Annotated in this window: 17 protein-coding genes and 1 pseudogene; 9 read left to right on the top strand and 9 right to left on the bottom strand. The window is 69.0% G+C overall.

Going from position 1 to position 22,858, the window contains the following annotated elements:
- Nucleotides 1–84 precede the first annotated feature (84 nt).
- Nucleotides 85–2,481, top strand: a complete 2,397-nt coding sequence (gene ppsA, locus G6N49_RS05910) for a phosphoenolpyruvate synthase (RefSeq protein ID WP_011560789.1) — start codon at nt 85–87, stop codon at nt 2,479–2,481.
- On the top strand, nt 2,478–6,125 hold the full coding sequence (gene otsB, locus G6N49_RS05905; RefSeq protein ID WP_011560790.1) for a trehalose-phosphatase: 3,648 nt from the start codon (nt 2,478–2,480) through the stop codon (nt 6,123–6,125). Before ppsA ends, otsB begins: the two co-directional genes overlap by 4 nt.
- Nucleotides 6,126–6,131: 6 nt before the next feature.
- Here otsB and G6N49_RS05900 read toward each other — a convergent pair whose 3' ends face one another.
- Nucleotides 6,132–7,505: a wax ester/triacylglycerol synthase domain-containing protein gene (locus G6N49_RS05900; RefSeq protein WP_179967732.1), complete on the bottom strand. Its 1,374-nt coding sequence runs from the start codon at nt 7,503–7,505 to the stop codon at nt 6,132–6,134.
- A gap of 143 nt (nt 7,506–7,648) precedes the next feature.
- On the opposite strand from G6N49_RS05900, the gene G6N49_RS05895 reads away from it, so the two are divergent.
- Genes G6N49_RS05895 through G6N49_RS05880 form a run of 4 tightly spaced genes read left to right on the top strand, consistent with a single transcriptional unit; the run spans nt 7,649 to nt 11,922 of the window.
- Nucleotides 7,649–9,031: a WS/DGAT/MGAT family O-acyltransferase gene (locus tag G6N49_RS05895; RefSeq protein ID WP_041925088.1), complete on the top strand. Its 1,383-nt coding sequence runs from the start codon at nt 7,649–7,651 to the stop codon at nt 9,029–9,031.
- A gap of 14 nt (nt 9,032–9,045) precedes the next feature.
- Nucleotides 9,046–10,053 carry an Acg family FMN-binding oxidoreductase gene (locus G6N49_RS05890; protein ID WP_011856073.1) on the top strand — a complete coding sequence of 336 codons (1,008 nt, stop codon included), beginning with the start codon at nt 9,046–9,048 and terminating at the stop codon, nt 10,051–10,053.
- 1 nt (nt 10,054) lies between these two features.
- On the top strand, nt 10,055–10,951 hold the full coding sequence (locus G6N49_RS05885; protein ID WP_011560794.1) for a universal stress protein: 897 nt from the start codon (nt 10,055–10,057) through the stop codon (nt 10,949–10,951).
- On the top strand, nt 10,948–11,922 hold the full coding sequence (locus G6N49_RS05880; protein WP_011560795.1) for a 1-phosphofructokinase family hexose kinase: 975 nt from the start codon (nt 10,948–10,950) through the stop codon (nt 11,920–11,922). The genes G6N49_RS05885 and G6N49_RS05880 overlap by 4 nt, the downstream gene beginning before the upstream one ends.
- On the opposite strand, the gene G6N49_RS05875 is transcribed toward G6N49_RS05880, so the two are convergent.
- Genes G6N49_RS05875 through G6N49_RS05845 form a run of 7 tightly spaced genes read right to left on the bottom strand, consistent with a single transcriptional unit; the run spans nt 11,919 to nt 18,399 of the window.
- Complete coding sequence (locus tag G6N49_RS05875) at nt 11,919–12,833, bottom strand: 3-oxoacyl-[acyl-carrier-protein] synthase III C-terminal domain-containing protein (RefSeq protein ID WP_083045356.1); 915 nt, start codon at nt 12,831–12,833, stop codon at nt 11,919–11,921. The two genes, G6N49_RS05880 and G6N49_RS05875, sit on opposite strands and share 4 nt — an antisense overlap.
- Nucleotides 12,817–13,920 (bottom strand): 3-oxoacyl-ACP synthase III family protein, encoded by a 1,104-nt coding sequence (locus G6N49_RS05870; protein WP_407665037.1) that lies wholly within the window; start codon nt 13,918–13,920, stop codon nt 12,817–12,819. The genes G6N49_RS05875 and G6N49_RS05870 overlap by 17 nt, the downstream gene beginning before the upstream one ends.
- Nucleotides 13,921–13,948: 28 nt before the next feature.
- Entirely contained in the window at nt 13,949–14,449 is a 501-nt protein-coding gene (locus G6N49_RS05865) for a hydrogenase maturation protease (protein WP_011856075.1), read from the bottom strand.
- Nucleotides 14,446–15,738: a Ni/Fe hydrogenase subunit alpha gene (locus G6N49_RS05860; RefSeq protein WP_011856076.1), complete on the bottom strand. Its 1,293-nt coding sequence runs from the start codon at nt 15,736–15,738 to the stop codon at nt 14,446–14,448. The genes G6N49_RS05865 and G6N49_RS05860 overlap by 4 nt, the downstream gene beginning before the upstream one ends.
- Entirely contained in the window at nt 15,735–16,493 is a 759-nt protein-coding gene (locus tag G6N49_RS05855) for an NADH-quinone oxidoreductase subunit B family protein (RefSeq protein ID WP_011560800.1), read from the bottom strand. The genes G6N49_RS05860 and G6N49_RS05855 overlap by 4 nt, the downstream gene beginning before the upstream one ends.
- Nucleotides 16,494–17,348 (bottom strand): FAD/NAD(P)-binding protein, encoded by an 855-nt coding sequence (locus G6N49_RS05850; protein WP_011560801.1) that lies wholly within the window; start codon nt 17,346–17,348, stop codon nt 16,494–16,496.
- Nucleotides 17,341–18,399 carry a 4Fe-4S dicluster domain-containing protein gene (locus tag G6N49_RS05845; protein ID WP_011560802.1) on the bottom strand — a complete coding sequence of 353 codons (1,059 nt, stop codon included), beginning with the start codon at nt 18,397–18,399 and terminating at the stop codon, nt 17,341–17,343. Before G6N49_RS05845 ends, G6N49_RS05850 begins: the two co-directional genes overlap by 8 nt.
- A 675-nt stretch (nt 18,400–19,074) precedes the next feature.
- Here G6N49_RS05845 and G6N49_RS29830 point away from each other — a divergent pair.
- From G6N49_RS29830 to G6N49_RS05835, 3 genes and pseudogenes are all read left to right on the top strand, one after another.
- Nucleotides 19,075–19,344, top strand: a pseudogene (locus G6N49_RS29830) (lytic transglycosylase domain-containing protein); the annotation flags it as partial.
- Nucleotides 19,345–19,389: 45 nt separating this feature from the next.
- Nucleotides 19,390–20,265, top strand: coding sequence for a DUF1460 domain-containing protein (locus tag G6N49_RS29825; RefSeq protein WP_406540080.1), 876 nt, complete (start codon nt 19,390–19,392; stop codon nt 20,263–20,265).
- Nucleotides 20,266–20,389: 124 nt separating this feature from the next.
- Nucleotides 20,390–21,436 (top strand): ICP22 family protein, encoded by a 1,047-nt coding sequence (locus G6N49_RS05835; RefSeq protein ID WP_011856078.1) that lies wholly within the window; start codon nt 20,390–20,392, stop codon nt 21,434–21,436.
- 12 nt (nt 21,437–21,448) lie between these two features.
- Here the strand turns inward: G6N49_RS05835 and G6N49_RS05830 are convergent, their stop codons facing one another.
- Nucleotides 21,449–22,669 (bottom strand): cytochrome P450, encoded by a 1,221-nt coding sequence (locus G6N49_RS05830; RefSeq protein ID WP_011856079.1) that lies wholly within the window; start codon nt 22,667–22,669, stop codon nt 21,449–21,451.
- Between the last annotated feature and the right edge of the window lie 189 nt (nt 22,670–22,858).

Below are 22,858 nucleotides of genomic sequence, written 5' to 3'. Positions count from 1 at the left end.
CCGCATTCGTGTGACTTCCGACCCTGGCTCGACCACACCGGACCGTGGCACGTTTGCATTCGTCACGCAACGAGAGGACAGATCATGAGTGGGTCCGCCTACGTCACCTTCTTCGAGGAGATCGGCATCGACGACGTGCCTCTGGTCGGCGGCAAGAACGCCTCGCTGGGCGAGATGTACCAGAACCTGTCCGGCCAGGGTGTCCGTGTGCCACACGGGTTCGCGATCACCGCCGCGGCGTACCGCCACATGCTCGACGAGGCCGACGCGTGGGGCCGGTTGCACGCCGAACTCGACGACATCGACCCCGCCGACGTCGCCGCCCTGGCGCGCAAGGGTAAGCGCGCCCGCGAGATCGTCTACGGCGCAGGGCTACCCGACGATCTGGCCGCCCAGATCCGGGATGCCTACCGCACGCTCCAGCAGGAGTACGGCGAAGACGTCAGCCTCGCCGTCCGCAGTTCAGCGACCGCAGAGGACCTGCCCACGGCGAGCTTCGCCGGCCAGCAGGACTCCTACCTCAACATCAAGGGCGACGAAAGCCTGCTGGACACCTGCCGCCGCTGCTTCGCCAGCCTGTTCACCGATCGCGCGATCCACTACCGGATCGATCAGGGCTTCGACCATTTCAAGGTGTCGCTGTCGATCGGCGTGATGAAGATGGTCCGCTCCGACATCGCCTCCTCCGGCGTGATGTTCTCGTTGGACACCGAATCGGGTTTCCGCGACGCGGTGTTCCTCACCGGTGCCTACGGCCTCGGTGAGAACGTGGTCCAGGGCGCGGTCGACCCCGACGAGTTCTATGTCCACAAGCCCACCTATCTCGCCGGCCACCGCGCGGTCCTGCGCCGGCGCCTCGGCGACAAGGCCGTGAAGATGGTCTACGTCGAAGGCGAGACGAAGAACACCACCCGCAACATCCCCACCCCCAAGGCCGATCGCGCCCGCTTCTGCCTCGACGACGAGGACGTCCTGGAACTGGCCGGCTACGCGTGTGCGATCGAACAGCACTACGGCCGGCCCATGGACATGGAGTGGGCCAAGGACGGCCTCGACGGGCAGCTCTACATCGTCCAGGCCCGCCCCGAGACCGTGGCCTCCCAGCAGAGCGTCACCGCCCTGGAGACCTATGTGTTGGAGAGCCACGCCGAGGTGCTGGCCGAGGGCCGCTCGGTCGGCGAGCGCGTCGCCTCCGGTGCGGTCAAACGCATCGAGCACCTGTCCCAGCTGGCGGAGTTCCAGCCCGGGCAGGTGCTGGTGGCCGACACCACCACCCCCGACTGGGAACCGGTCATGAAGACCGCCGCGGCGATCGTCACCAACCGCGGCGGACGGACCTGCCACGCGTCGATCATCGCCCGCGAACTCGGCATCCCGGCCGTCGTCGGGACCGGCGACGCGACCGTCAACGTGCCCGACGGCGCCATGGTGACGGTGTCGTGCGCGGAAGGCGATACGGGCCGGGTGTACGACGGCGCGTTGGGTTTCCACGTGGACCGCACCGAGGTCGGCGACATCGCGCGGCCGCGCACCGAGATCATGATCAACCTGGGCAACCCCGAACTCGCCTTCAAGACGTCGTTCCTGCCCAACGACGGTGTCGGATTGGCCCGGATGGAGTTCGTGATCAGCGAGTACATCCGTTTCCATCCGCTGGCGCTGCTGCACCCCGAGAAGGTCGACGACCCTGCGATCCGGCGTGACATCGAACGGCTGACGCAGGGCCACCGGGACGGGGGCGCCTTCTTCGTCGAGCGCCTGTCGGAGGGGATCGGCACGATCGCGGCCGCGTTCTGGCCGAAGCCGGTGGTGGTGCGGATGTCGGATTTCAAGACCAACGAGTACGCGAGCCTGCTCGGCGGACGTGTATTCGAGCCCACGGAGAGCAACCCGATGCTCGGCTTCCGGGGGGCCTCGCGCTACGCCCATCCCGCGTACGCGGAGGGCTTCGCCCTCGAGTGCCGGGCGATGCGGCGCGTACGCGAGGAGATGGGCCTGAGCAACGTCATCCTCATGCTGCCGTTCGTCCGCCGGGTCGCCGAGGCGGACCTGGTTCTCCAGACGATGGCCGACCTCGGTCTGCGGCGAGGGGAGAACGGGCTGAAGATCTACGCGATGTGCGAGATCCCGAACAACGTCATCCTCATCGACGAGTTCGCCAAACGCTTCGACGGATTCTCCATCGGCTCCAACGACCTGACCCAGCTCACCCTGGGCGTCGATCGTGACAGCGAGGTCGTCGCGTTCGACTACGACGAACGTGACGACGGCGTGAAGGAGATGATCCGGCTGGCCGTGGAAGGCTGTCGCCGCAACGGCATTCACTCGGGACTGTGCGGACAGGCCCCCTCTGACTACCCGGACATGGCCGAGTTCCTGGTGCGGGTCGGCATCGATTCGATGAGCCTCAACCCCGACACCGTCGTGCGGACCACCCGCCTGGTCCTCGCCGCCGAACAACAGCTCGCATCCCTGTCATGACCGTGCCGGTCGTCATCGATCCCCGCTACCACGACGCGGTGATCTTCGACCTCGACGGCGTGCTCAGCGACCCGGCGCCGACGGTGACGCTGGCGCGCGAACTGCAGGACGTCGGCGTCAAGACCGCGGCCTGTTCGTCGAACAGTCACGGCCGGGACATGGTGAAAAGCATTGGGGCCGAGGGTTTCGATGTGTGCGTCGACGGCTCCGCCGAAGACCGGGCCGGCGCCCCGTGTCTGGAGGCAGCGCGCCGACTCGGTGTGCGCCCGCAGCGCGCCGTGCTCATCGAGGATTCGGCCGCGGGCCGGACACCGGGCCGCGACGGTGGGTTCGCCCTCGTGATCCGGGTCGACCGGACCCGGCACCCCGACGAACCGATCGACGGCGATGCCGACCGGGTCGTCGCGGGTCTGGCCGGTATCGCGGTCCGCACCGGTGACAGGCGCGTCTCCGAGGTCCCCAACGCGTTGGAGTCCTACGGACAGCTCATCGGTATCACCGGCGCCCGCGAGTCGGTGTTGTTCCTGGACTACGACGGAACCCTGTCCCCCATCGTCTCCGAACCGGACGCCGCGGTGCTGGTCGACGGCGCGGCCGAGGCGCTGGCGCTCGTCGCCGCGGTGTGCCCGGTCGCGATCCTGAGCGGCCGCGACCTCGCGGATGTCCGCACCCGCGTGGGCGCACCGGGGCTGTGGTACGCCGGCAGCCACGGATTCGAGCTGACCGGACCGGACGGCACCTACCACCAGAACGAGGCGGCCGCCGCGTTCGTGCCCGTCCTCGAACGGGCCGCCGGGGATCTGCGCGACCTGCTGGGGCACGTTCCCGGAATCTTCGTCGAGCACAAGCGCTTCGCCGTCGCGGTCCACTACCGGGAGGTCGGGTCCTCCGACGAGGTCGCCGAGATCGTCTCGACCACACACAGACTCGGCAGGCAGGCCGGTCTCCGGGTGACGAGCGGCCGCATGCTCGTCGAACTGCGACCCGACATCGACTGGGACAAGGGCACCACCCTGAGGTGGATCCGGGACCGCATCGACGCGGCCGGTTCGCTGATGCCCATCTACATCGGTGACGACCTCACCGACGAAGACGCGTTCGATGCGGTCCGCTTCGACGGCGTCGGCATCGTCGTGCGCCACGACGAGGACAGCGACCGCAAGACGGCGGCCCGATTCAGCCTGCAGTCACCCGACCAGGTGCGCGAATTCCTCCAACGGGGGTCGCAGTGGCTGGCCTACAAGCACCAGGTCGCAAGCGAGGCCTGGGATCTCACCTACGAGGGGTACGACCCGCAGAGCGAGAAGCTGCGCGAGGCGTTGTGCACCGTCGGGAACGGTTACTTCGCCACGAGGGGCGCGGCACCGGAATCGAAGGCCGGCCAGGTGCACTACCCCGGCACCTACGCCGCGGGCATCTTCAACCGCCTCGTCGACGACGTATCGGGTACCGCCGTCGACAACGAGAGCCTGGTGAACCTGCCGGACTGGCTCTCGCTGACCTTCCGGATCGACGGCGGTGACTGGTTCGACATCGACGAGGTCGAAGTGCTCTCCTACCGCCAGACTCTCGACCTGCGCGGGGCGACGCTGACGCGGGAGGTCCGCTTTCGCGACGACGCCGGGCGCACCACTTCGGTTACGCAGCAACGTTTTGTCGCGATGCACCTGCCGCACGTCGGCGCTCTGCAGACCAAGATCGTCGCCGAGGACTGGTCGGGCCGGATCACGATCCGCTCGACGCTCGACGGGAACGTGACGAACTCGCTGGTCGAGCGGTACCGCGACCTCGGTAAAGAGCACCTCGAACTGATCGAGAAGCGGCAGCTCAGCGACGATTCGGTGTTGTTGACGGTCCGCACGACCCAGTCGGGCATTCCGATCGCCATGGCGGCCCGCTGCATCGTCTGGCGTGACGACGCCCCGGTCGGGGCGTCCTACCGACTCGTCGGGGACGGCGCCGAGATCGGTCACGAGATCACCGTCGAGCAGTCGGTCGGCGAGGCGCTGACGGTGGAGAAGCTGGTCACCCTCTTCACCGGCCGCGACGTCGCGACCTCCGATCCCGCGGTGGACGCCGAGCGGTGGGTGGCGCGACTCGGCCGGTACGCCGAGGTACGCGAGGGACACCTCACCGACTGGACACACCTGTGGGAACGCCTGTCCATCGAATTCGACGATTTCACCGACGAAGTGCGCATCCTGCGGCTGCATCTGCTGCATCTGCTGCAGACCGTCTCCCCCAACAGCGCCGACCTCGACGTGGGTGTGCCCGCGCGTGGCCTGCACGGTGAGGCATACCGCGGCCACATCTTCTGGGATGAGCTGTTCATCTTCCCGGTGCTCAATCTGCGGCTGCCCATGATCACCCGATCGCTGCTGGCGTACCGCTACCGGCGGCTGCCGGAGGCCCGGCACGCCGCCAGGGAGGCCGGTTACGCCGGCGCGATGTTCCCCTGGCAGTCCGGAAGCGACGGCCGCGAGGAAAGCCAACGGCTGCACCTGAATCCGCGCAGCGGCAACTGGAATCCCGATGCGAGCGCTCGCGCGCACCACATCGGTATCGCCGTGGCCTACAGCGCGTGGAAGTTCTACCAGGCCACCGGGGATCTCGCCTACCTGATCGACTACGGCGCCGAGATGCTGGCCGAGGTCGCGCGCTTCTGGGTGAGTCTGGCCAGCTACGACGAAGACCGCGGCCGCTACAGCATCCGCGGGGTCATCGGGCCCGACGAATTCCACTCCGGCTACCCCGACGCACCCTACGACGGCATCGACAACAACGCGTACACGAACGTGATGGCGGTGTGGGTGATCATGCGGGCGCTCGACGCGTTGGACCTGCTTCCGCTGCCGAACCGGCTCGACCTGCTGGAGACGCTCGGGCTGACCAGCGGTGAACTGGCGCACTGGGACGACGTGAGTCGCCGGATGTACGTGCCGTTCCACGACGGTGTCATCAGCCAGTTCGAGGGCTACGGCGAGCTCGAGGAGCTGGACTGGGACCGCTACCGCGCCCACTACGGCAACATCCAGCGCCTCGATCGCATCCTCGAGGCGGAGAACGACGACGTGAACCGGTACAAGGCGTCCAAACAGGCCGACGTGCTGATGTTGCTGTACCTGATGTCGGTGCCCGAACTCGGCGAGATCCTGAACCGGCTCGGTTATCACTTCCCCGCGGACCAGGTTCCGAGCATGGTCGACTACTACCTGGCCCGCACGTCGCACGGGTCCACGCTCAGCGGAGTCGTGCACACCTGGGTCCTGGCGCGCGCCAACCGCGACCGTGCGATGGAGTTCTTCGAACTGGCGCTCAAGTCCGACGTCTCCGACATCCAGGGCGGCACCACGTCCGAGGGCATCCACCTGGCCGCCATGGCCGGCACCGTCGATCTGATGCAACGCTGCTTCACCGGATTGGAGACCCGGTCCAACCGCCTCATCCTTTCCCCGTACTGGCCGGAAAGCCTTGGGGTGCTGGCGGTCCCGATCCACTACCGGGGCCTGCACCTGCACCTGCGGGTCAGCGGTAAGGGTGTGATCATCAGCGTCGACCCACGCGAGGCCGCCGGGGTGGTGGTGGAATGCCGGGGGCGGGTGGTGCAGCTGATGCCGGGCACCACCGTCCGCTTCCCCGGCTGACCGGCCTCAGGCGCTCGGCGAGGCGAGCGCCAGCACCTCGTCGAATCCGTCGACGAGGCACTGGCGGAACACGTCGAAGTCGGGGATCGCCCCGGTGTCGACGTCGATACCGATCGTGCAGATGTCCACGTAGGTCAGCAGAGTGACGTTGACCGCCGCGCCGATTGTCGGGCCGAAGGCGTACTGCGTCACCACCCGGGCGCCGCCGAGGAACACCGGCACCGGTACGCCCGGCACGTCGCTGCACAGGAAATCGACGTTGCGCAGGATCGAGCCGATGTACCACCGCGGCATCATGTTCAGGGCGCCGGCGATCCACTGGGTGTAGGGCAGCGACTTCTCGTGGCGAACCGCGCTGGTTCTCTCGTGGATCCGACGGATCCGTTCGGCGGGGTCGGCGATCCCGACGGGGACGTCGAACCGCATCAGGGTGATCCGGTTACCCCCCAGCTCGTCGCCCTCCTCGCGCAGGCTGATCGGCATCGTCAGGTGCAGGTCGCCGACGTCGGCGCCGTGGTGTTCGTGGTAGCGGCGGAGGCCGCCGGCCACGCCGGCCACGAATGCGTCGTTCAGCGCGCAGTCGCAGCGGTGGGCAGCGTCCCGGAGTTCCCGGAACGGAACCTCTGTCACGCCGAGGCGTCGAATCAGGCTGCGCTTCCTGATGATCGGCGAACCCGTCCGGTTCACCGGGCGGACGGTCCGGACGACCGACGCGGCGATCTGGGCCGCCGACGACACCGTCGACACCGGCCGACGGATGCCGTCGCGGATCAGCCTCGGGGCGCTTCTCGCCGTGCCGATCACCGCGTCGGTGATCAGCCGGGCGTCGTACTTCGCCGTCTCGCGGTAACCGCTCAGCCACGGCGGCGGGGTCACCTCCGGGACCTCCGCGACCGGACCGTGTTTCTCGGGGATCTCGGACAGATCGAACAGGATCATCCCGATCTGGACCCCTCCCACCCCGTCGGTCAGGGCGTGGTGGAATTTCAGGACCACGGCCGCCCCGCCGTCGTCGAGCCCGTCGACCAGCGTCGCCTCCCAGAGCGGACGCGCACGGTCGAAATCCTCCATCGCCGCGACCCTGGCCATCTCCAAGACGGTGTCGAAGCCGCCCGGGGCGGGCGCGGTCACTCTGCGCATGTGGAAGTCGAGGTCGAAGTCCGCGACGTACTCCCATCGCGGCGGCGTCGGCGGTGACGACGGGACGACCCGCTGCCTCAACATCGGCACCTTGCGCGAGACCAGGTCGAAACGCGCGCGCAGCTCATCCCAATCCGGGGATCGCTCGAGCACGATCACCGTGACCACGGTGGAACGCAGTCCGGGATCGGTCTCCATCGCCCAGGTGAACGCGTCGCTGTTACGCATGAATTCAGTCATCTCGAAGGACACGTTAGGGCTGCCGGGGAGCACCGGACCAGGGCCGTTGGTCTCTTATCCGATCAGGACGTCGATTCGTTCGGACGATCGGTTCGGGACTTCAGACCCTGTTGCGCGGCCCACAGGGAGCGGACAGTGGTGACATGGACCACCTGAGCACCCTCGACGCGAGCTTCCTCGAGGCCGAGGACTCCGACCCCCACGTCAGCCTCGCCATCGGTTCGGTGTCCGTACTCGACGGTCCGGTTCCCGACGACGACGCGTTCGTATCGGGCCTCGCGGACCGGGTGCTCGCCGTGCCGCGGTTCCGGCAGGTGCTTCGCACGCATCCACTGGACCTCGAGGCACCGGAGTGGGCCGACGCGGAGAACTTCGACATCTCCCATCACGTGCACCGGACCGCGCTGCCGCATCCGGGCGACGACGCGGCGCTGTTCCGGCTGACCGCCGACGTGATGGAACGCCGACTCGACCGCGAACGGCCACTGTGGGAATGCTGGATCGTCGAGGGGCTGCCGGACGACCGGTGGGCCATGATCATGAAACTGCACCACTGCATCGCCGACGGGATCGCGACGATGCACATGCTGGCCGGGCTGAGTGACAGCGGCGAGGGCGATACGTACGCCACGGAGATCCGGGCGGCCGGCAGCACAGCGCAGCGCAGGTTCCGGTTACCGCAACTGAGTCCCGATCCGCGGCAATGGGTCGGCACCCTGTGGCGGACCTCGACGGGTCTGGTCGGGGCCGCCGCACGCGGGGTGGGCGGGGCCGCCGAGATCATAGGCGGCCTCCTGCGGCCGAGCCCCACATCGCTGGTCGGATCGGTGAGCACGATGCGGCGTTTCGCGGGTGCCGAGGTGTCGCTCGACGACGCGCAGCGCGTCTGTTCCGCCTTCGGGGTGACCCTCAACGACGTGGTGCTCGCCGCGATCACCGACGCCTTCCGCGCCATGTTGATCCGCCGGGGCGAGAAACCCCAGGGCAATTCGCTGCGCACGCTGGTACCGGTGTCGGTCCGCGCGAACAACGCCGTCGGCAAGGTCGACAACAGGGTGTCGCTGATGCTCCCGTACCTCCCGGTCGACAAAGCCGATCCCGAAGAACAGCTGATGACCGTCCACGCGCGCTTGACCCAGGCCAAGAACAGCGGGCAGCGGCAGGCCGGACACGCCGTCATCTCCGCGACGAACATCATCCCGTTCCCGTTGACCGCGTGGGCGGTTCGCGCGATGACCCGGCTCCCGCAACGCAGCGTCGTCACCGTCGCGACGAACGTGCCCGGTCCCCGGCACCACATGCAGATCATGGGGCGCAAGGTCGTGCGCATGTTCCCGATCCCGCCGATCGCGCTCGGCCTGCGCACCGGTATCGCGATCGTGACCTACGCCGACCGGTTGGTCTTCGGGATCACCGGTGACTTCGACACCGCACCCGACGTCGACGACCTCGCCCGCGGTATCGAACACGCGATGGACCGTCTCGTGGAGATCAGCACCGACGCCGAGAACCGACGACCTCACTAGGGGAGCCCGAATCCATGAGTCAGGGCCGCGCGGACACCGACGTCCTCGTCAAGGCGATCCGGCTGGCGTGCAGAGCGCCGTCACTGCACAACAGCCAGCCGTGGCGGTGGATCGTCGGTGAGACCGTGGTCGATCTGTTCGCCGACCACCGACGGGTGGTGCGCTCCACCGACAGATCCGGCCGTGAGGCCATCATCAGCTGCGGTGCGGCCCTCGACCACTTCCGGACCGCGATGGCCGCCTGCGGCTGGAGCACCGACGTCGACCGTTTCCCCGATCCCGGTGAGCGCGACCACCTGGCTTCGGTCACCTTCGCGCCCGCGCGCAGCGTGACGGCGGACCAACGCGACCGCGCCGAGGCCATCGTGCGACGCCGCACCGACCGGCTGCCGTTGCGCGCACCCGAGCGTTGGCAGGAGTTCGAACCGACGTTGCGGCGCAGCATCGAACCCGGGATGGCGGCACTGGTGGTGCTGGACGATCAGTCGCGGCCGATACTGGCCGAGGCATCCCGGCTGACCGAGTCACATCGCCGCCACGACATCTACTACCATGACGAATTACGTTGGTGGACAGAACCTTCCCGGCCGTACCGGGGCGTGCCACCGAGCGCTCTGGTGTCCGAGGAGGAGCAGGGACGAGTGGACATCGGTCGCGCCTTCCCGGTTTCGGGGCACGGGAATCGCTGCCCCGAGGTGCGCACCGACGAGGCGAAGATCCTCGTCCTGACCACACCGGGTGACACCCGCGCCGACGCACTGCGGTGCGGCGAGACGCTGTCGACCGTCCTGCTGGCGTGCACCGCGGCCGGGCTGGGGACATGCGCGCTGACCCATGTCACCGAGTTGCCGGAAAGCCGCGCCACGATCGAGAACCTGATCGGGGACCGCGGTGTTCCCCAGGTGCTGATCCGGGTGGGCACGGCCCCGACGATCGAGGAGGATCGGGCGCCGACACCGCGGCTTCCCCTCAGCGACGTCATGCAGATTCGACGATCGAACCGCCCTCGGCCGGAGGAGTGACATGAACGCGAACGGTAGCGGCATCCTGGTGGGTGTCGACGGCTCGGCGGAGTCCGACGCCGCCATCCGCTGGGCGACCCAGGAGGCGGTGATGCGCCGTGCGCCACTGACGTTGGCGCACGTGGTCGCGGCTGTGGCGACGAGCTCACCGATCGGGCCCATCCTCGCCGAGATCAACGAGTGGCAGCAGGACAACGCCCGGCACGTCCTCGAGCAGGCACTCAAGACCGCGCAGGCCTGCGCACCCGAATCCCATCACCCCGACATCCACACCGAAGTCCTCGGCGCGAGCGTGGTGCCGACGCTGGTGCGCGAATCCGCCGACAAACAGATGATCGTCGTCGGCAACCGCGGAACCGGTGCGCTCGGCCGGCTGCTGCTCGGCTCGGTCAGTACCGGGCTGGTACACCACGCCCACTGCCCGGTGGCCGTCATCCGCCCCACCCGCGGCGGGTCCCCGGACGCCGATGCGCCCGTCCTGCTCGGCATCGACGGGTCACCCGCCTCGGAGGCCGCCACCGCGATGGCGTTCGACGAGGCGGCACGCCGCGGAGTCGACCTGGTGGCCCTGCACGCGTGGAGCGATGTGGCGGTGTTCCCGATAGTGGGTCCGGCCTGGCGCGAATACGAGAGCCAGGGCGAAGAGGTCCTCGGCGAACGGCTCGCCGGCTGGCAGGAACAATATCCCGACGTGCGCGTCCACCGTCGCCTCGTCTGCGACCAACCGGCCCGATGGCTGATCCGCGAGTCCGAGCACGCGCAGCTGGTGGTGGTCGGCGTCCGCGGCCGCGGCGGCTTCGCAAGCACCTGGCTGGGTTCGGTGAGCTCGGCGGTGGCGCAGTCCGCGGACACCCCGGTGCTCGTGGTGCGCGACGCATCGAGGGGTCAGGGCCGATGAGACGGTCCGGCGAACGCACAGGACACGGACCGGCCATCGTCACGCTGACGATGAACCCGGCGCTCGACATCACCACGAGCGCGCCGCAGGTCCGGCCGACCAGCAAGATCCGTTGTGTGGGAGCCCGTTACGACCCTGGAGGCGGTGGCATCAACGTGGCCCGCACCGCTCACGTCCTCGGCGAGTCGGTGTCGGCGGTGTTCCCCGTGGGCGGGCCGACCGGCGACCTGGTCACCGAACTGCTCGGTAAGGCCGATGTTCCGTTCCGTCGTATCGCGATCGGAGATCCGACGCGCGAGAGCTTCACCGTCAACGACGACAGCAGCGGCCAGCAGTACCGGTTCGTCCTTCCCGGCCCCTGTCTGACCGCACAGGAACAGGCGAAGTGTCTGGAGGAACTGCGTTTCGAGGCCCGCGCGGCGCAGTTCGTGGTGGCAAGTGGCAGCCTGCCGCCGGGCGTTCCCTCGGACTTCTACCAGCGGGTCGCCGACATCTGCCGCGACGTCGGCGCACGGCTGATCCTCGACACCTCGGGCGACGCCCTCCAGAGCGTCCACTCGGGGGTCTTCCTGCTCAAAGCCAGTGTGCGCGAACTACGGGAGCGGGTCGGCCGCGATCTGCTCGACCGGTCCGATCAGTTGACCGCCGCACAGGAACTCATCGCCGCCGGCGTCGCCGAGATCATCGTGGTGTCCCTGGGTTCGGAGGGCGCGCTGCTGGCCACCTCGCAGGGCGGTCACCATTTCCCGCCGGTGCCCGTGGAGGCCGTCAGTGGTGTCGGCGCGGGGGACGCGATGGTGGCGGCGATCGCCGTCGGCCTGACTCGCGGGTGGTCGCCGACCAAGTCCGTGCAGTTCGGGGTCGCCACCGGAGCTGCCATGTTGTTGACGCCGGGGACCGAGGTGTGCGCACGAGCCGACGTGGAACGGCTCTTCGAAGCGACGCCGGAGCCCGAAGAGATTGTCGGCTAACGGATCCGGCCGCCCGCGCCCGGCCGCGCGGGTGCCCGATACAGCGCGGCGCCCGCGGTGATCCCGGCCCCCGCGGCGACGATCAGGATCAGGCCCTCCGGCGGGAGGGCGGCCAACGCCGGCTGCAGGGCCGAGGCGAGCGATGCGGTGTGGGCGTTCTCGTCCTCGGCGACCACGAGCCGGCCGGCGCGCAGGTCGAGCCGCTCGGCGAGCGCGACACCGTAGCGGTGGCGGCCTGGCGCGGCGACCACGACGTCGATGTCGGACAACGTCAGCCCCGCATCGTCGAGGCAGCTGTGAACGGCGTGCACCGCGGCCTGCGCGAGCCGGTCATCGAAATCGGGAGATTCCTCGAAGCGCAACACGTTTCGGGCGTCCGCCGACCCCACCGTGGCGCGGAAGTTCGCCCCGCCATCGGGATCGTTGACCCAGCTCACCCGCCCGAGCCCGGAGTCGTCGTCGGTCCAGTCGCACAGCAGCGCGGCCCCCACCGGCGTGAACGGGAAGTCCCGGCTCATACCACGCCCGGGATCGGCTTCGCTGGCGGTGATGAGTGCGTGGGTGACCGCGCGCGACCGGAGGAATCCGTCGACGATCTGCAGCCCGGTCAGGATGCCGCAGCTGCCGTTGGCGATGTCGAACGAGAACGTGCCGTGGGCATCGTCGAACGGGCCGCCGTGCGGATCCTCGGGGTTGGCGCCGATGTCCTCCTGGATCAGTGCCGCGAGCGCGGGCTCCCCCAGATTCCGGTCCCGGTAGATCCCGGCGTTGACGAGCAGATCGAGGTCGTCGGGATCCCGCTGCGCGGCGTCGAGACACGATCTGGCGGCCGCGACCGCGAGGTGCAGGGCACTGTGCCGGGTGCGCCAGCCGCCGCGCGTCAGCTCGACCCGATCAATGATGGTGCCCATAGCGATTCACCAGATCCTCGTCCACCTCGATGAGTACGACCCCGATCTCGAGCCCCGACGCCAGCGCGATGAGCGCGATCGTCTCGCCGGGCTCGATGTGGCCTGCCTCCAACTCTTCGACGAGGGCCACCGTATGTGTCGTCGACGCCGTGTTCCCGTAGCGGTCGACGGTGATCACCGCGTCGTGGCGGGGGCTGTCGCCGAAGACCGCGGACATCTCGGCCATCCCCTTGCGGATGGCCCGCGCCGAGGTCTGATGCGTGATCACGTGGTCGATGTCGTGGATCGCGATCCCGGCCGCGTCCAGGACCTCGTGCAGCAGCACCGGCGTGTCGGCGATCGCCGCCCGCTGGATCGCCCGGGAGTCGGTGAACATCCGCGCCCCCGGATCGCGGCCCTTCGGGTAGGCCAGGCACAGCCGGCTGTGGTCGGCGATCGTGGTGAAGCCGGCCAGGCTGATCGCGCCCGAGTCGGCGCCGGCGCGTTCGAGCAGCAATGCAGCGCCGGCGTCGCCCAGGGTCAGACAGGCCAGTTCCTTGCTCATGATGGTGCGGATGTGGCGGGCGGCATTGTGGCCCAGCTGGGAGATGTATTCGCCGCTGACCACCAGGCCCCGCCGCACCACGCCCTGGCGTATCCAGTTGTTCAGAACCGTGACGCCCGTGAGCATCCCGGCGCACGCATTGGACAGGTCGAACGTCATCGCCCGCTGTGCACCGATGGCATGCGCGACCGCGCTGCTCATCGTCGGTTCCATCCACTGGGTCAGACCGCCGTGGAACTTCGTGATGCTGCAGCTGATGACGACGTCGATCTCGGAGGCCGGCGTCTCAGCCCTGTCCAGGCAGTCGCGCGCCGCCGTGGTGGCCAGGCTGTAGGAGTCCTCGTCCCCGACCGACACCCGGCGCTCGTGGATCCCGGTGAGGCGTTCGAGGTCGATGTGGGTGTTGTGCCGCGTCGTCGACATCAACTCGTCGGTCGTCAGACGGGTCGCGGGCAGATGCCGGCCGGCCGCGGCCAACCTTGTGCGGTACGGCGCGCCGTCACCGTCCCTCGAGTGGTCCATCACCAGCCAATGAGTGCTCACCAGCGTCACCTCCCGATGTGATCGTGGTTCACCGCGGCGACCCGCGGCCAGGGCATTTGGACCCTTGTTGGCGGCCTGACGGCATGTGCTCGATCTCGGCCAGCACGGCGTCGACCACCTCCGGCACGGCCGCGGCCACCGCGGCGGACAAGCCCAGTCCCACCCCGGTGTCGGCGGCTTCGACGGCGAACACCAGGAGATCCCCGGGCATCCGGTCCAGCGCTCGACCCAACTCGAGCACCGTGGCGAGGTCGACGGCATGCGACGTCACGGTCGACGACGCCGGCAGTTGATCGGCGGCGCAACGGTGGATCCGGCCCGGTGTCGACGGTGTCGCGACCGCGGCATCGATCACCACGGCCAGCCGGGCCCCGGCCCACGCGTCGAGGATCGCGCACGGGTCGTCGGCGACGCTGAGCACCCGGACGCCGGGAGTCCCGCGGGCATCGACGGCCGAAGCGACGGCCGGGCCCACACCGTCGTCCCGGCGACAGCTGTTGCCGACGCCGATCACGACGATGTCGCTCATCCGCGCTCGACGGTGAGCGTCAGGAAGTGCGCCGAACACGAGATGCACGGGTCGTGGTTGCGGATCGACCGCTCGCACAATGACGTCAACTCCGCATCGTCGAGCGTGAGGTTGCCGGCCACCAGCCGGCCCATCTCGTATTCGATGGCGGCCTGGTTCTGCGCGGTCGGTGGCACCATCGTCGCCGCGCTGACCAGACCGTCGTCGCCGATCTCGTAGCGGTGGTACAGCAGCCCGCGCGGCGCCTCGCTGACGCCGTGGCCGACGCCGGCGCGGGCCGGCACGTCGACGAACGGCCGGGCGGGCCGCTCGTAGTCCTCGATGATCCGCAGCGCCTCCTCGATCGCGTACACGACCTCCACAGCACGGACGACGATGCTGCGGAACGGGTTTCGGCACTGCGCACCCAGCCCCGCCTGTGCGGCAGCCTGCCGGGCGGTCGGTGAGAGGGCGGCCGAGCTCAGCGAGTACCGCGCGAGCGGCCCGGTCAGATAGCGCTCCCCGTCGAGCGTCGCGTGCAGCGCCGTGGAGTGCGGCACCTGCATCTCCCTGACGTGCTCGCTGAAGTCGGCCACCGGGAATGCGGGCCCAGCGCTGCGCACGATCGCGCCGTCCTCGATCGCGTACCGGTCCGGTTGCGTCAGCGCGAGGAACTCGTGGTCGAATTCCACGTCGGGGAAGTCGAATTCGGCCACCGACCGCAGCGTGAACAGGGCGTCGTCCAGCGCGCGGCGCAGTTCCTCGGCCAGCGGTCCGAGCTCGTCGCGGCGCGGAACCGAGTAGAAGCCTCCCAATCGGACGTTGATCGGGTGGATGGCCCGCCCGCCGATCTGCTCCATCAGCCGGTTCCCGGCCTTCTTCAGGGCCAGCCCGCGTTCGAGGAACTCCCGGTGGTCCTTGGCGAAGCTGATGGCGTCCGGGTATCCCAGGAAGTCCGGTGCGTGCAGCAGATAGATGTGCAGGGCGTGACTGTGGATCCACTCCCCGCAGTACAGCAGCCGCCGCAGCTCGATCAGTTCGGGATCGAGCGTCACGCCGCACGCATCCTCGATCGCGTTGCAGGCACTGACCTGATAGGCCACCGGGCAGATGCCGCAGACCCGCGCGGTGATGTCGGGCGGTTCGGTGTAGGCCCGTCCCCGCAGGAACGCCTCGAAGAACCGCGGCGGCTCGTAGATGTTCAGTTCGACGCTTTCCACCACGCCGTCGGTCAACGTGACGTGCAGCGCCCCTTCACCTTCCACACGGGTCAGCGCGCCGACGGTCAGGGTGCGGATCTCGGGATTCACGTATCGTCCCGGTGCTCGGCGAACTTCGCGACGTTGAACGTCGAGAACACCCGGTCGACGTCACCGCCCGACATCCCGTCACGGCGCAGCACCGGGATGAGCGCGGCGGTGTTCGGCGTCGCCGCGGGACCGAAACACCCGTAGCACCCGCGGTGATACGTCGGACACAGTGCACCGCAACCGGCGTGCGTCACCGGCCCGAGGCAGGGCACGCCCTCGGCGACCATCACGCACGTCACCCCGCGGAGTTTGCATTCGGTGCACACCGTCTTGGCCGGCAGCCGCGGTTTGCGCCCCACCAGCAGCGCGGCCAGGGTCTCGAGCAACTGGCCACGGTCGATCGGGCAGCCCTGCAGCTGATAGTCGACCTCGACGTGGGCCGCCGCCGGGGTGGAGGTCGCCAACGTGTCGATGTAGTCGGGCCGGGCGTAGACGACCGAGGCGAACTCGTCGACGTCGGCGAAGTTGCGCAGGGCCTGGACTCCGCCGGCGGTCGCACAAGCGCCGATGGTCACCAGCACCCTCGACTGCTCGCGAATCTCCTTGATGCGCCGTTCATCCGCCGCGGTGGTGATCGAACCCTCGACCAGCGACACGTCGTAGGGACCACCCAGGATCGCGCTCGACGCCTCCAGGAAGGTGGCGATCTGGACCTGGCCGGCGAGGGTGAGCAGTTCGTCCTCACAGTCGAGCAGGGTCAGCTGACAGCCGTCGCACGAGGCGAACTTCCAGACCCCCAGCGTGGGTGGGCTCATCTACAGCTCCTCGACCTGCAGCAGTGGCTCGGCGACGTCGTAACCCACCACGGGTCCGTCGCGGCACAGCAGTAGCGGGCCGAGCTGGCAGTGCCCGCACCAGGCGATCCCGCACTGCATGTTCCGTTCGAGCGAGACACGGATCTCACTGTGCGCGAGTCCTTTTCGAAGCAGCTCCTGTGCGCCGTTGCGCATCATCGGCTCGGGGCCGCACAGGAATGCGGTGGTGCGGCCGGGCCGGACGGGCAGGCGGCGCAGCGGTTCGGTGACGAAGCCGACCTCACCGGGCCAGCCCTGGACCGGAACGTCGACGGTCAGGTGGACGTCGATGGCGCCGCTGTCGGCCCATCGCCGGAGTTCGTCGGAGAACAGGAACTCCTCACGTGAGCGGGCGCCGGCGATGAGCGCCACCCTGCCGTAGCGGTCCCGGTCGGCCAGCGCGCCGAGCACCACCGGCCGAAGCGGTGCGAGGCCGACCCCGCCGGCGACGATGACGAGATCGCGGCCCTCGGCGTCGTCGAGACCCCAGTTGGTGCCGAACGGCCCCCGCATCCCGATGACGGTCCCGGGCTGCGCGTCGTGCAGGGCCCGGCTCACGGCGCCGACCGCGCGGATGGTGTGGGTGATGGCGTCGTCGGTGGCCGTCGGCGCCCCGCTGACCGAGATCGCGATCTCGCCGACCCCGAAGGCGTACAGCATCAGGAACTCACCGGGTTTCGGCGCGGGAAGCGGGGCGCCGAGCGGTTCGAGACACAGGGTGGCCGAGTCACGGGATTCGGTGGTCCGGCTGCGTACCCGGTACGGCACCGGGGTCATCGCCGAGATCGGCGCCGACACGGTGGCGGCCTCAGTCATCGGCGGCGTCCGCCCCGTCGGCCATTCGGTTCATTTCCTCGGTGATGTCGATGCCCGTCGGGCACCACGCGATACAGCGCCCGCAGCCCACGCATCCGCTGCTGCCGAACTGGTCGTGCCAGGAGCCCAGCTTGTGGGTCAGCCAGTGCCGGTACCGCGACGACGCCGTCTGCCTGGTGCTTCCTTCGTGCACGAACGTGAAGTCGAACTCGAAGCACGACGCCCAGTGCATCCAGCGCTCGGCGTGCTCACCGCTGAGGTCGGTGACGTCCTCGACGCTCGTGCAGAAGCAGGTGGGACACACCATGGTGCAGTTCCCGCACGTCAGACACCTGCCGGCGACCTCCTCCCACTGCGGCGACTCCCGGGAGTCGATCAGCAGTCGGCGCAGGTCGAGTTCCGGCATCTGGCGGCCCATGTGGTTCGCGGCCTCGCGGACATCAGCACGTGCCGAGTCGACCTCGGCCGGCTCGGCGTCGCGGTGCGCCACGGCGGCCAGCACGTCGGCGCCGTCGTCGCTGCCCACGTCGACGACGTACCGCCTGCCCTGCCCGTCGATGCGTTCGGTCAGGGCGAGGTCGTAGCCGGGACCGACCGCAGGGCCGGTCCCCATCGACGCGCAGAAGCACAGCCCGCCGGGTTCGGTGCAGTTCACGGCGACGACGAAGAGCCGCTCCAGGCGCCCGGTGAAGCCCCGGTCCGGATGGGCGCCCCCGCCCAGCACACCGTCGAGGACGCGGATCGCCGACAGGTCGCATGCGCGCACCCCGATGAAGGCGTACCTCGGGGGCTCGTCGGACGGGGCGCCGTCCGAGGACCAGAGCCGCTGCCTGGGCTGGTGGAGGAATTGCTTCCAGGACTGCGGCCCGGCGGAATGGCCGAACAGCGCATCGTCGTCGCGGCGGCGCAGACGGTAGCTACCGGGAGCGACGTCGACACCCCAGCCGCGGGGCAGATCGTCGGCCGAGGTCAGTTCGGCGAGCACGATCGCGTTGTCCGAGACGGTCGGGCCCACCACGCGGTAGCCGCGTTCGATCAACGCGGCAAGCATCTGCTGCAACCCCGCAGCGTCGATCACCCCGGCGTTCACGGGCCCATCGTGCTCTCAACCGGGAGCGGATGTGGAGGCATTGGCCCTATTGCGCGAAAGCCGCGACGGTCATCGGCGGGGCGGGCGTCGCGCCAGGGTCCGGATGTGCGACCGTCGGGTGTACGCAAGCGCGGGAGTTGAACAGCAGTGAGTAACGACCAGATCCTCGCCGCCCTGTTGAGGAGGGCGGCGCCGTCACTACTCGTCGTCGCCGCGGTGGCCGCCGGCGGCTGTTCGGCGTCGAGCGAGCCGGCAGCCGCACCGTCGCCGCCCCAGGCGGTGACTGCGCCGTCGGCCACACCGAGGGCCGCAGCCGAACCACCGAGACTGCGCCTGGCGGCCGACCCCGCGAGGATCGTCGACGACCTCGTCGCCGACGAGCAGGCGCTGCGCGATCCGTCGTCTCCGGAGGAGGTGCGGCGGGCGGCCGCGCGGCGCCAGCAGCTGGCCTACCGCGCACTGGGACATCACCCCGAGTGGGACCCGGTCGTGCGACCGCGGGTGCCGGCGCCGCTGCTTGAGATCTACGACCGCAACGTCAGCGCCCGGCGCCAGTTGTCGTCGCTGAGCAAGGGCGACGCCAAACCGACCCTGCCGGCCTGGCGGATCATCGAGCCGCGGCCCGCCGAGGAGTTGATGGGCTACTACCGCAAGGCCGAGGCGACCTTCGGCGTCGGCTGGAACTACCTGGCGGCGATCAACCTGGTGGAGACGGCGTTCGGGCGCATCGCCGGGGTGAGTACGGCAGGCGCCCAGGGGCCGATGCAGTTCATGCCCGCGACGTTCGCGGCCTACGGGGGCGGTGGCGACATCACCTCACCCCACGACAGCATCATGGCCGCGGGCCGCTACCTCGCCGCCAACGGTTTCACCCGCAACCCCGATGCCGCGCTGTGGCGGTACAACAACTCGAACGAGTACGTGCGGGCGGTGAGCGACTATGCGGCGGTGATGGCCCGCGATCCGGCGGCGTTCGCCGGATTCCACCGCTGGGACGTCTACTACAACTCGACCGCCGGAGACGTGGCGCTGCCCGTCGGGTACTCCGCGACCGCACCGGTTCCGGTCACCGATTATCTGGCCGCACACCCCCTCGAACCGCCGGTCGTCCGCGTCTCGCCCCGCAGCGAACAGATCCTCGGGGATCTGCTGCGGGTCCGCAACGGCGCTCTGCACGAACGGGTTCCGTCCCTGGCCGAGGCGGTGTCGGGAAGATTCCTCGGGGTGCCCTACGGCGCGAACACACTCGTAGGTTCGCCGACCCGACCCGAGGAACTCATCGTCAACGTCGAGGCGGTGGACTGTTTCACCTACGCCGACTACGTGGAGGCGCTCAAACGCGCCGACGACCGTGAGGAGTTCATCGACCGCCTCATCGAGGTGCGATACAAAGGCGGTGTCGTCGGATTCCGGAACCGGAAGCATTTCTTCACGGACTGGTCGACCGCGACACCGGCGATCGCGACGGATGTGACCGCGGATCTCGGCGCGAAGTCGGTCACGGTGGCCAAGCGCCTCAACCAGAAGGACGGTGGCGGGGTGCATCTGCCCGGGCTGCCGGTGGTCCCCCGTCAGGTCTCCTACCTCCCGAGTGCCGAGATCGACGACGCCGTCGTGGCCGGTCTGCGCACCGGTGACTACATCGGGGCGTACGCGGAGGACGGCGGCCTCGACGTCACGCACGTCGGGATCTTCGTCGACGGACCCGACGGACCGGTCGTGCGGAACGCCTCGTCGCTGCGGGCGAACAACAAGGTGGTCGACGAGCCGTTGGGCGACTACCTGCGCACCATCCCGGGCATCGTGGTGCTGCGCCCGACCCGGTGACGCGAGGGTCCGCAACGCGAACGAGTCACTCGCCTCCAGCCGGCGACATTTCTGTGAAAAGGTAAGGACCGCGTTGGTCCACGCCGCGAGGATGTGGTCGGTCGACAGATGGGGTGCGATTCGGATGAACGGTTCGGTACGCGCGGTGTTCACTGCCGGCGTCGTCGCGTTGACCGGCGGTGCGCTGGTGGTCAGCACCCCGCTGCTCCCGACGACGGTCGAGGTCGTCCGGCCGGTGGTCAACACCGCCGGCGTCGCAACGCTCGCGCCGCCGGTCGAACCACCCTCGGCGGACGAGCTGAGATCGGCGCTCGCACTGGTCGGCCAACTCGCGCAGGCGCCGATCGGCGCGGACGAACCTCCCGTGAGGGTCGCCGCGGCGGCGTTCGACGATCCGGCTGTGCTCGACACGGCCTCCACCGTCATCGACGACGTCTACTCGGTGGCGAGGTACTGGGCCAACTACGTGGCGCTGGATCTCGGCCCCTGGTTGCTCAACTGGGTTCCGTTGGGATACCTGATCTCCGACCAGATCTACATCTGGTATCCGGATCTCGTCCTGCCCACGGTCGACAGCTTCGTCTACGACTTCCTCGATCCGGTGGTGAACGACGCGCTCAACCCCGCCGTGTGGCTCGAGGGCATCAACGCGATCGTCAGCACCGCCGCCAACGGCGTGGGCAACGGGATCGTCGACGAGATCGACTACGTCCTGAGCCTCGGATGGTTCCCGATCCCATTGCCGCCGTTACCGACTCCCCCGCTGCCGCGCCTCGCTTCGGAGTCGGCGCCCGCCGTGACAGTGGCGGCCTCGAGCGAGTTCGACGAGATCGTCACCGACACCACCGACGGTCCGCTCGCGGATCCTGCCCCGCAGGCGAGCGTCGAGCAGATCGCGACCGAGAAGATCGACGAGACCGAGACCGAGACCGACCCGGCGGCGGAGGTGCAGGCGCCGGGAGACTCCGGGTCCGCAGCCGAGGACGTCGAGGAGCCGGCTTCGGACTCCGAAGACGAGGAGTCGCAGGAGGTTGCGGACGACCCGTCCGTGGACGACCCGTCCGACGCCGATCAGCCCGACGCCGATCAGGCCGAGGGCGAGAGCGCTGAGCAAGAATCCGCCGCCAAGACCGCCGAGACGTCCAGCGGCGAAAACGGTTCCGGCGACTGACCACGGTCCCAGTCAATCCACCGCCAGTTCCAGGCGTTCGAGTCGACGCACCAAGAGACTCGGCAACCAGCGGCCGACCTCGACCGCGTCCACCTGCGAGGTGCGTTCGAGGAGCTGACGGATGACGATCCTGGCCTCCAGTCTGGCCAGGGCCGCTCCGACACAGAAGTGCGCACCCCTGCCGAACGCCATGTGCCCCCTGCCGGCGGGGCGGTCGAGCCGGAAGTCGCCGGGGTCGTCGAAGTGTGACGGGTCGCGATTGGCCGCGCCCCAGAGCAGCAGCAGCCGGGATCCCGCCGGTAGGTCGACGTCGCAGAGCGTGGTGTCGTGGACGACGTGCCGGTAGTGGCCGCGGAACGGCGGTTCGCAGCGCAACACCTCTTCGAGGAATGCGTCGAGCAGTTCGGGCCGGGCGCGGACCCGCTGCTGGATGTCCTGGCGGGTCGCGAGAATCCATGCGGCGGAGCCGATCAGCGACGCCGTCGACTCGCCCCCGGCGCTGAACAGGGTGATCATCATGGCCAACGCCGCCATATCGTCCAGCGTGCCATCGGCGCACGCGGCTGCGAGGTCGCCGAGCAGATTCTCGCGGGAACCTGCTGCCGCACGCCGGAACTGGTCGGCGATGTAACCGCTCAACTCCAACACCGCGACAGAAGCGGCGTCCAATTGCTGTTGGGTGACCAGACCCTCGACGACCTGGGTGGCCGAGTACCCCCATCGGATGAGCTTGTCGACGTCGGCGTCGGGCACGCCGATGATCCGCCCGACGATCATCATCGGCAGCCGGTTGGCCACCGCACCCATCCACTCGATGCGGCCGTCTCGAAGGTGGGTGTCCCAGAGTTGCGCGGCGGTGTCGTCGATGAACGGCTCGAACGCGCGAATGCGTTTGACCGCCAGATGCGGTAGCAGCGCTTTGCGATGGACGGAATGGGCCGGCTCGTCCGCGGTCGCGAGGGCCTGCGTCGGGCCGCCGAGTTCGCCGAGGTGGAACTCGGTGACCGCGCCGCCGGGCTGATACAGCATGGTCGCGGTCAGGTTCGACGAGAAGTCGTCGCAGCGGGCGATCGCCTCGGTCACGGCGTCCCATCCGCTGACTGCGTAGAAACCGGAATCCCCGATGCGGTGCACAGCGCCGGCCCGGTGCATCCGCGCGTAGAGCGGACCCGGGTCCTGGATGTAGCGATCGTCGAAGAGCGAGATGCCAAGGGCACCATCCGGTGACGTCATCGTTCCACGCTGCGCGGCGCGATGACGCCACGTCAACGGGTGCCGCCGAAGTGGAGATCCGGCGCCGACGCTACGGCGCGGCACTGTCTCAGCGCGGGGACGCCACCCTGCGGAAATGCTGAAACACTTCGCCAGCCTCGTCTCAAATCTGAGATACTCCGCGACAACCGGACACGGGGGTTCTGCGCG

The sequence above is a fragment of the Mycolicibacterium monacense genome (assembly GCF_010731575.1).
GTDB lineage: Bacteria > Actinomycetota > Actinomycetes > Mycobacteriales > Mycobacteriaceae > Mycobacterium > Mycobacterium monacense.
The sequence above is the reverse complement of the archived record's forward strand: the minus strand, read 5'-3'. Positions and strand labels throughout refer to the sequence as shown.

Bases quoted from the DNA above. Each gene is read 5' to 3' on its own strand.
- G6N49_RS05845 (WP_011560802.1), bottom strand. From the start codon at position 18,399: ATGCTTGCCGCGTTGATCGAACGCGGCTACCGCGTGGTGGGCCCGACC.
- G6N49_RS29825 (WP_406540080.1), top strand. From the start codon at position 19,390: ATGGCCCGCGATCCGGCGGCGTTCGCCGGATTCCACCGCTGGGACGTC.
- otsB (WP_011560790.1), top strand. From the start codon at position 2,478: ATGACCGTGCCGGTCGTCATCGATCCCCGCTACCACGACGCGGTGATC.
- G6N49_RS05830 (WP_011856079.1), bottom strand. From the start codon at position 22,669: ATGACGTCACCGGATGGTGCCCTTGGCATCTCGCTCTTCGACGATCGC.
- G6N49_RS05900 (WP_179967732.1), bottom strand. From the start codon at position 7,505: ATGACTGAATTCATGCGTAACAGCGACGCGTTCACCTGGGCGATGGAG.
- G6N49_RS05835 (WP_011856078.1), top strand. From the start codon at position 20,390: ATGAACGGTTCGGTACGCGCGGTGTTCACTGCCGGCGTCGTCGCGTTG.
- G6N49_RS05850 (WP_011560801.1), bottom strand. From the start codon at position 17,348: ATGACTGAGGCCGCCACCGTGTCGGCGCCGATCTCGGCGATGACCCCG.
- G6N49_RS05875 (WP_083045356.1), bottom strand. From the start codon at position 12,833: ATGGGCACCATCATTGATCGGGTCGAGCTGACGCGCGGCGGCTGGCGC.
- G6N49_RS05880 (WP_011560795.1), top strand. From the start codon at position 10,948: ATGAGACGGTCCGGCGAACGCACAGGACACGGACCGGCCATCGTCACG.
- G6N49_RS05885 (WP_011560794.1), top strand. From the start codon at position 10,055: ATGAACGCGAACGGTAGCGGCATCCTGGTGGGTGTCGACGGCTCGGCG.
- ppsA (WP_011560789.1), top strand. From the start codon at position 85: ATGAGTGGGTCCGCCTACGTCACCTTCTTCGAGGAGATCGGCATCGAC.
- G6N49_RS05865 (WP_011856075.1), bottom strand. From the start codon at position 14,449: ATGAGCGACATCGTCGTGATCGGCGTCGGCAACAGCTGTCGCCGGGAC.
- G6N49_RS05855 (WP_011560800.1), bottom strand. From the start codon at position 16,493: ATGAGCCCACCCACGCTGGGGGTCTGGAAGTTCGCCTCGTGCGACGGC.
- G6N49_RS05890 (WP_011856073.1), top strand. From the start codon at position 9,046: ATGAGTCAGGGCCGCGCGGACACCGACGTCCTCGTCAAGGCGATCCGG.
- G6N49_RS05895 (WP_041925088.1), top strand. From the start codon at position 7,649: ATGGACCACCTGAGCACCCTCGACGCGAGCTTCCTCGAGGCCGAGGAC.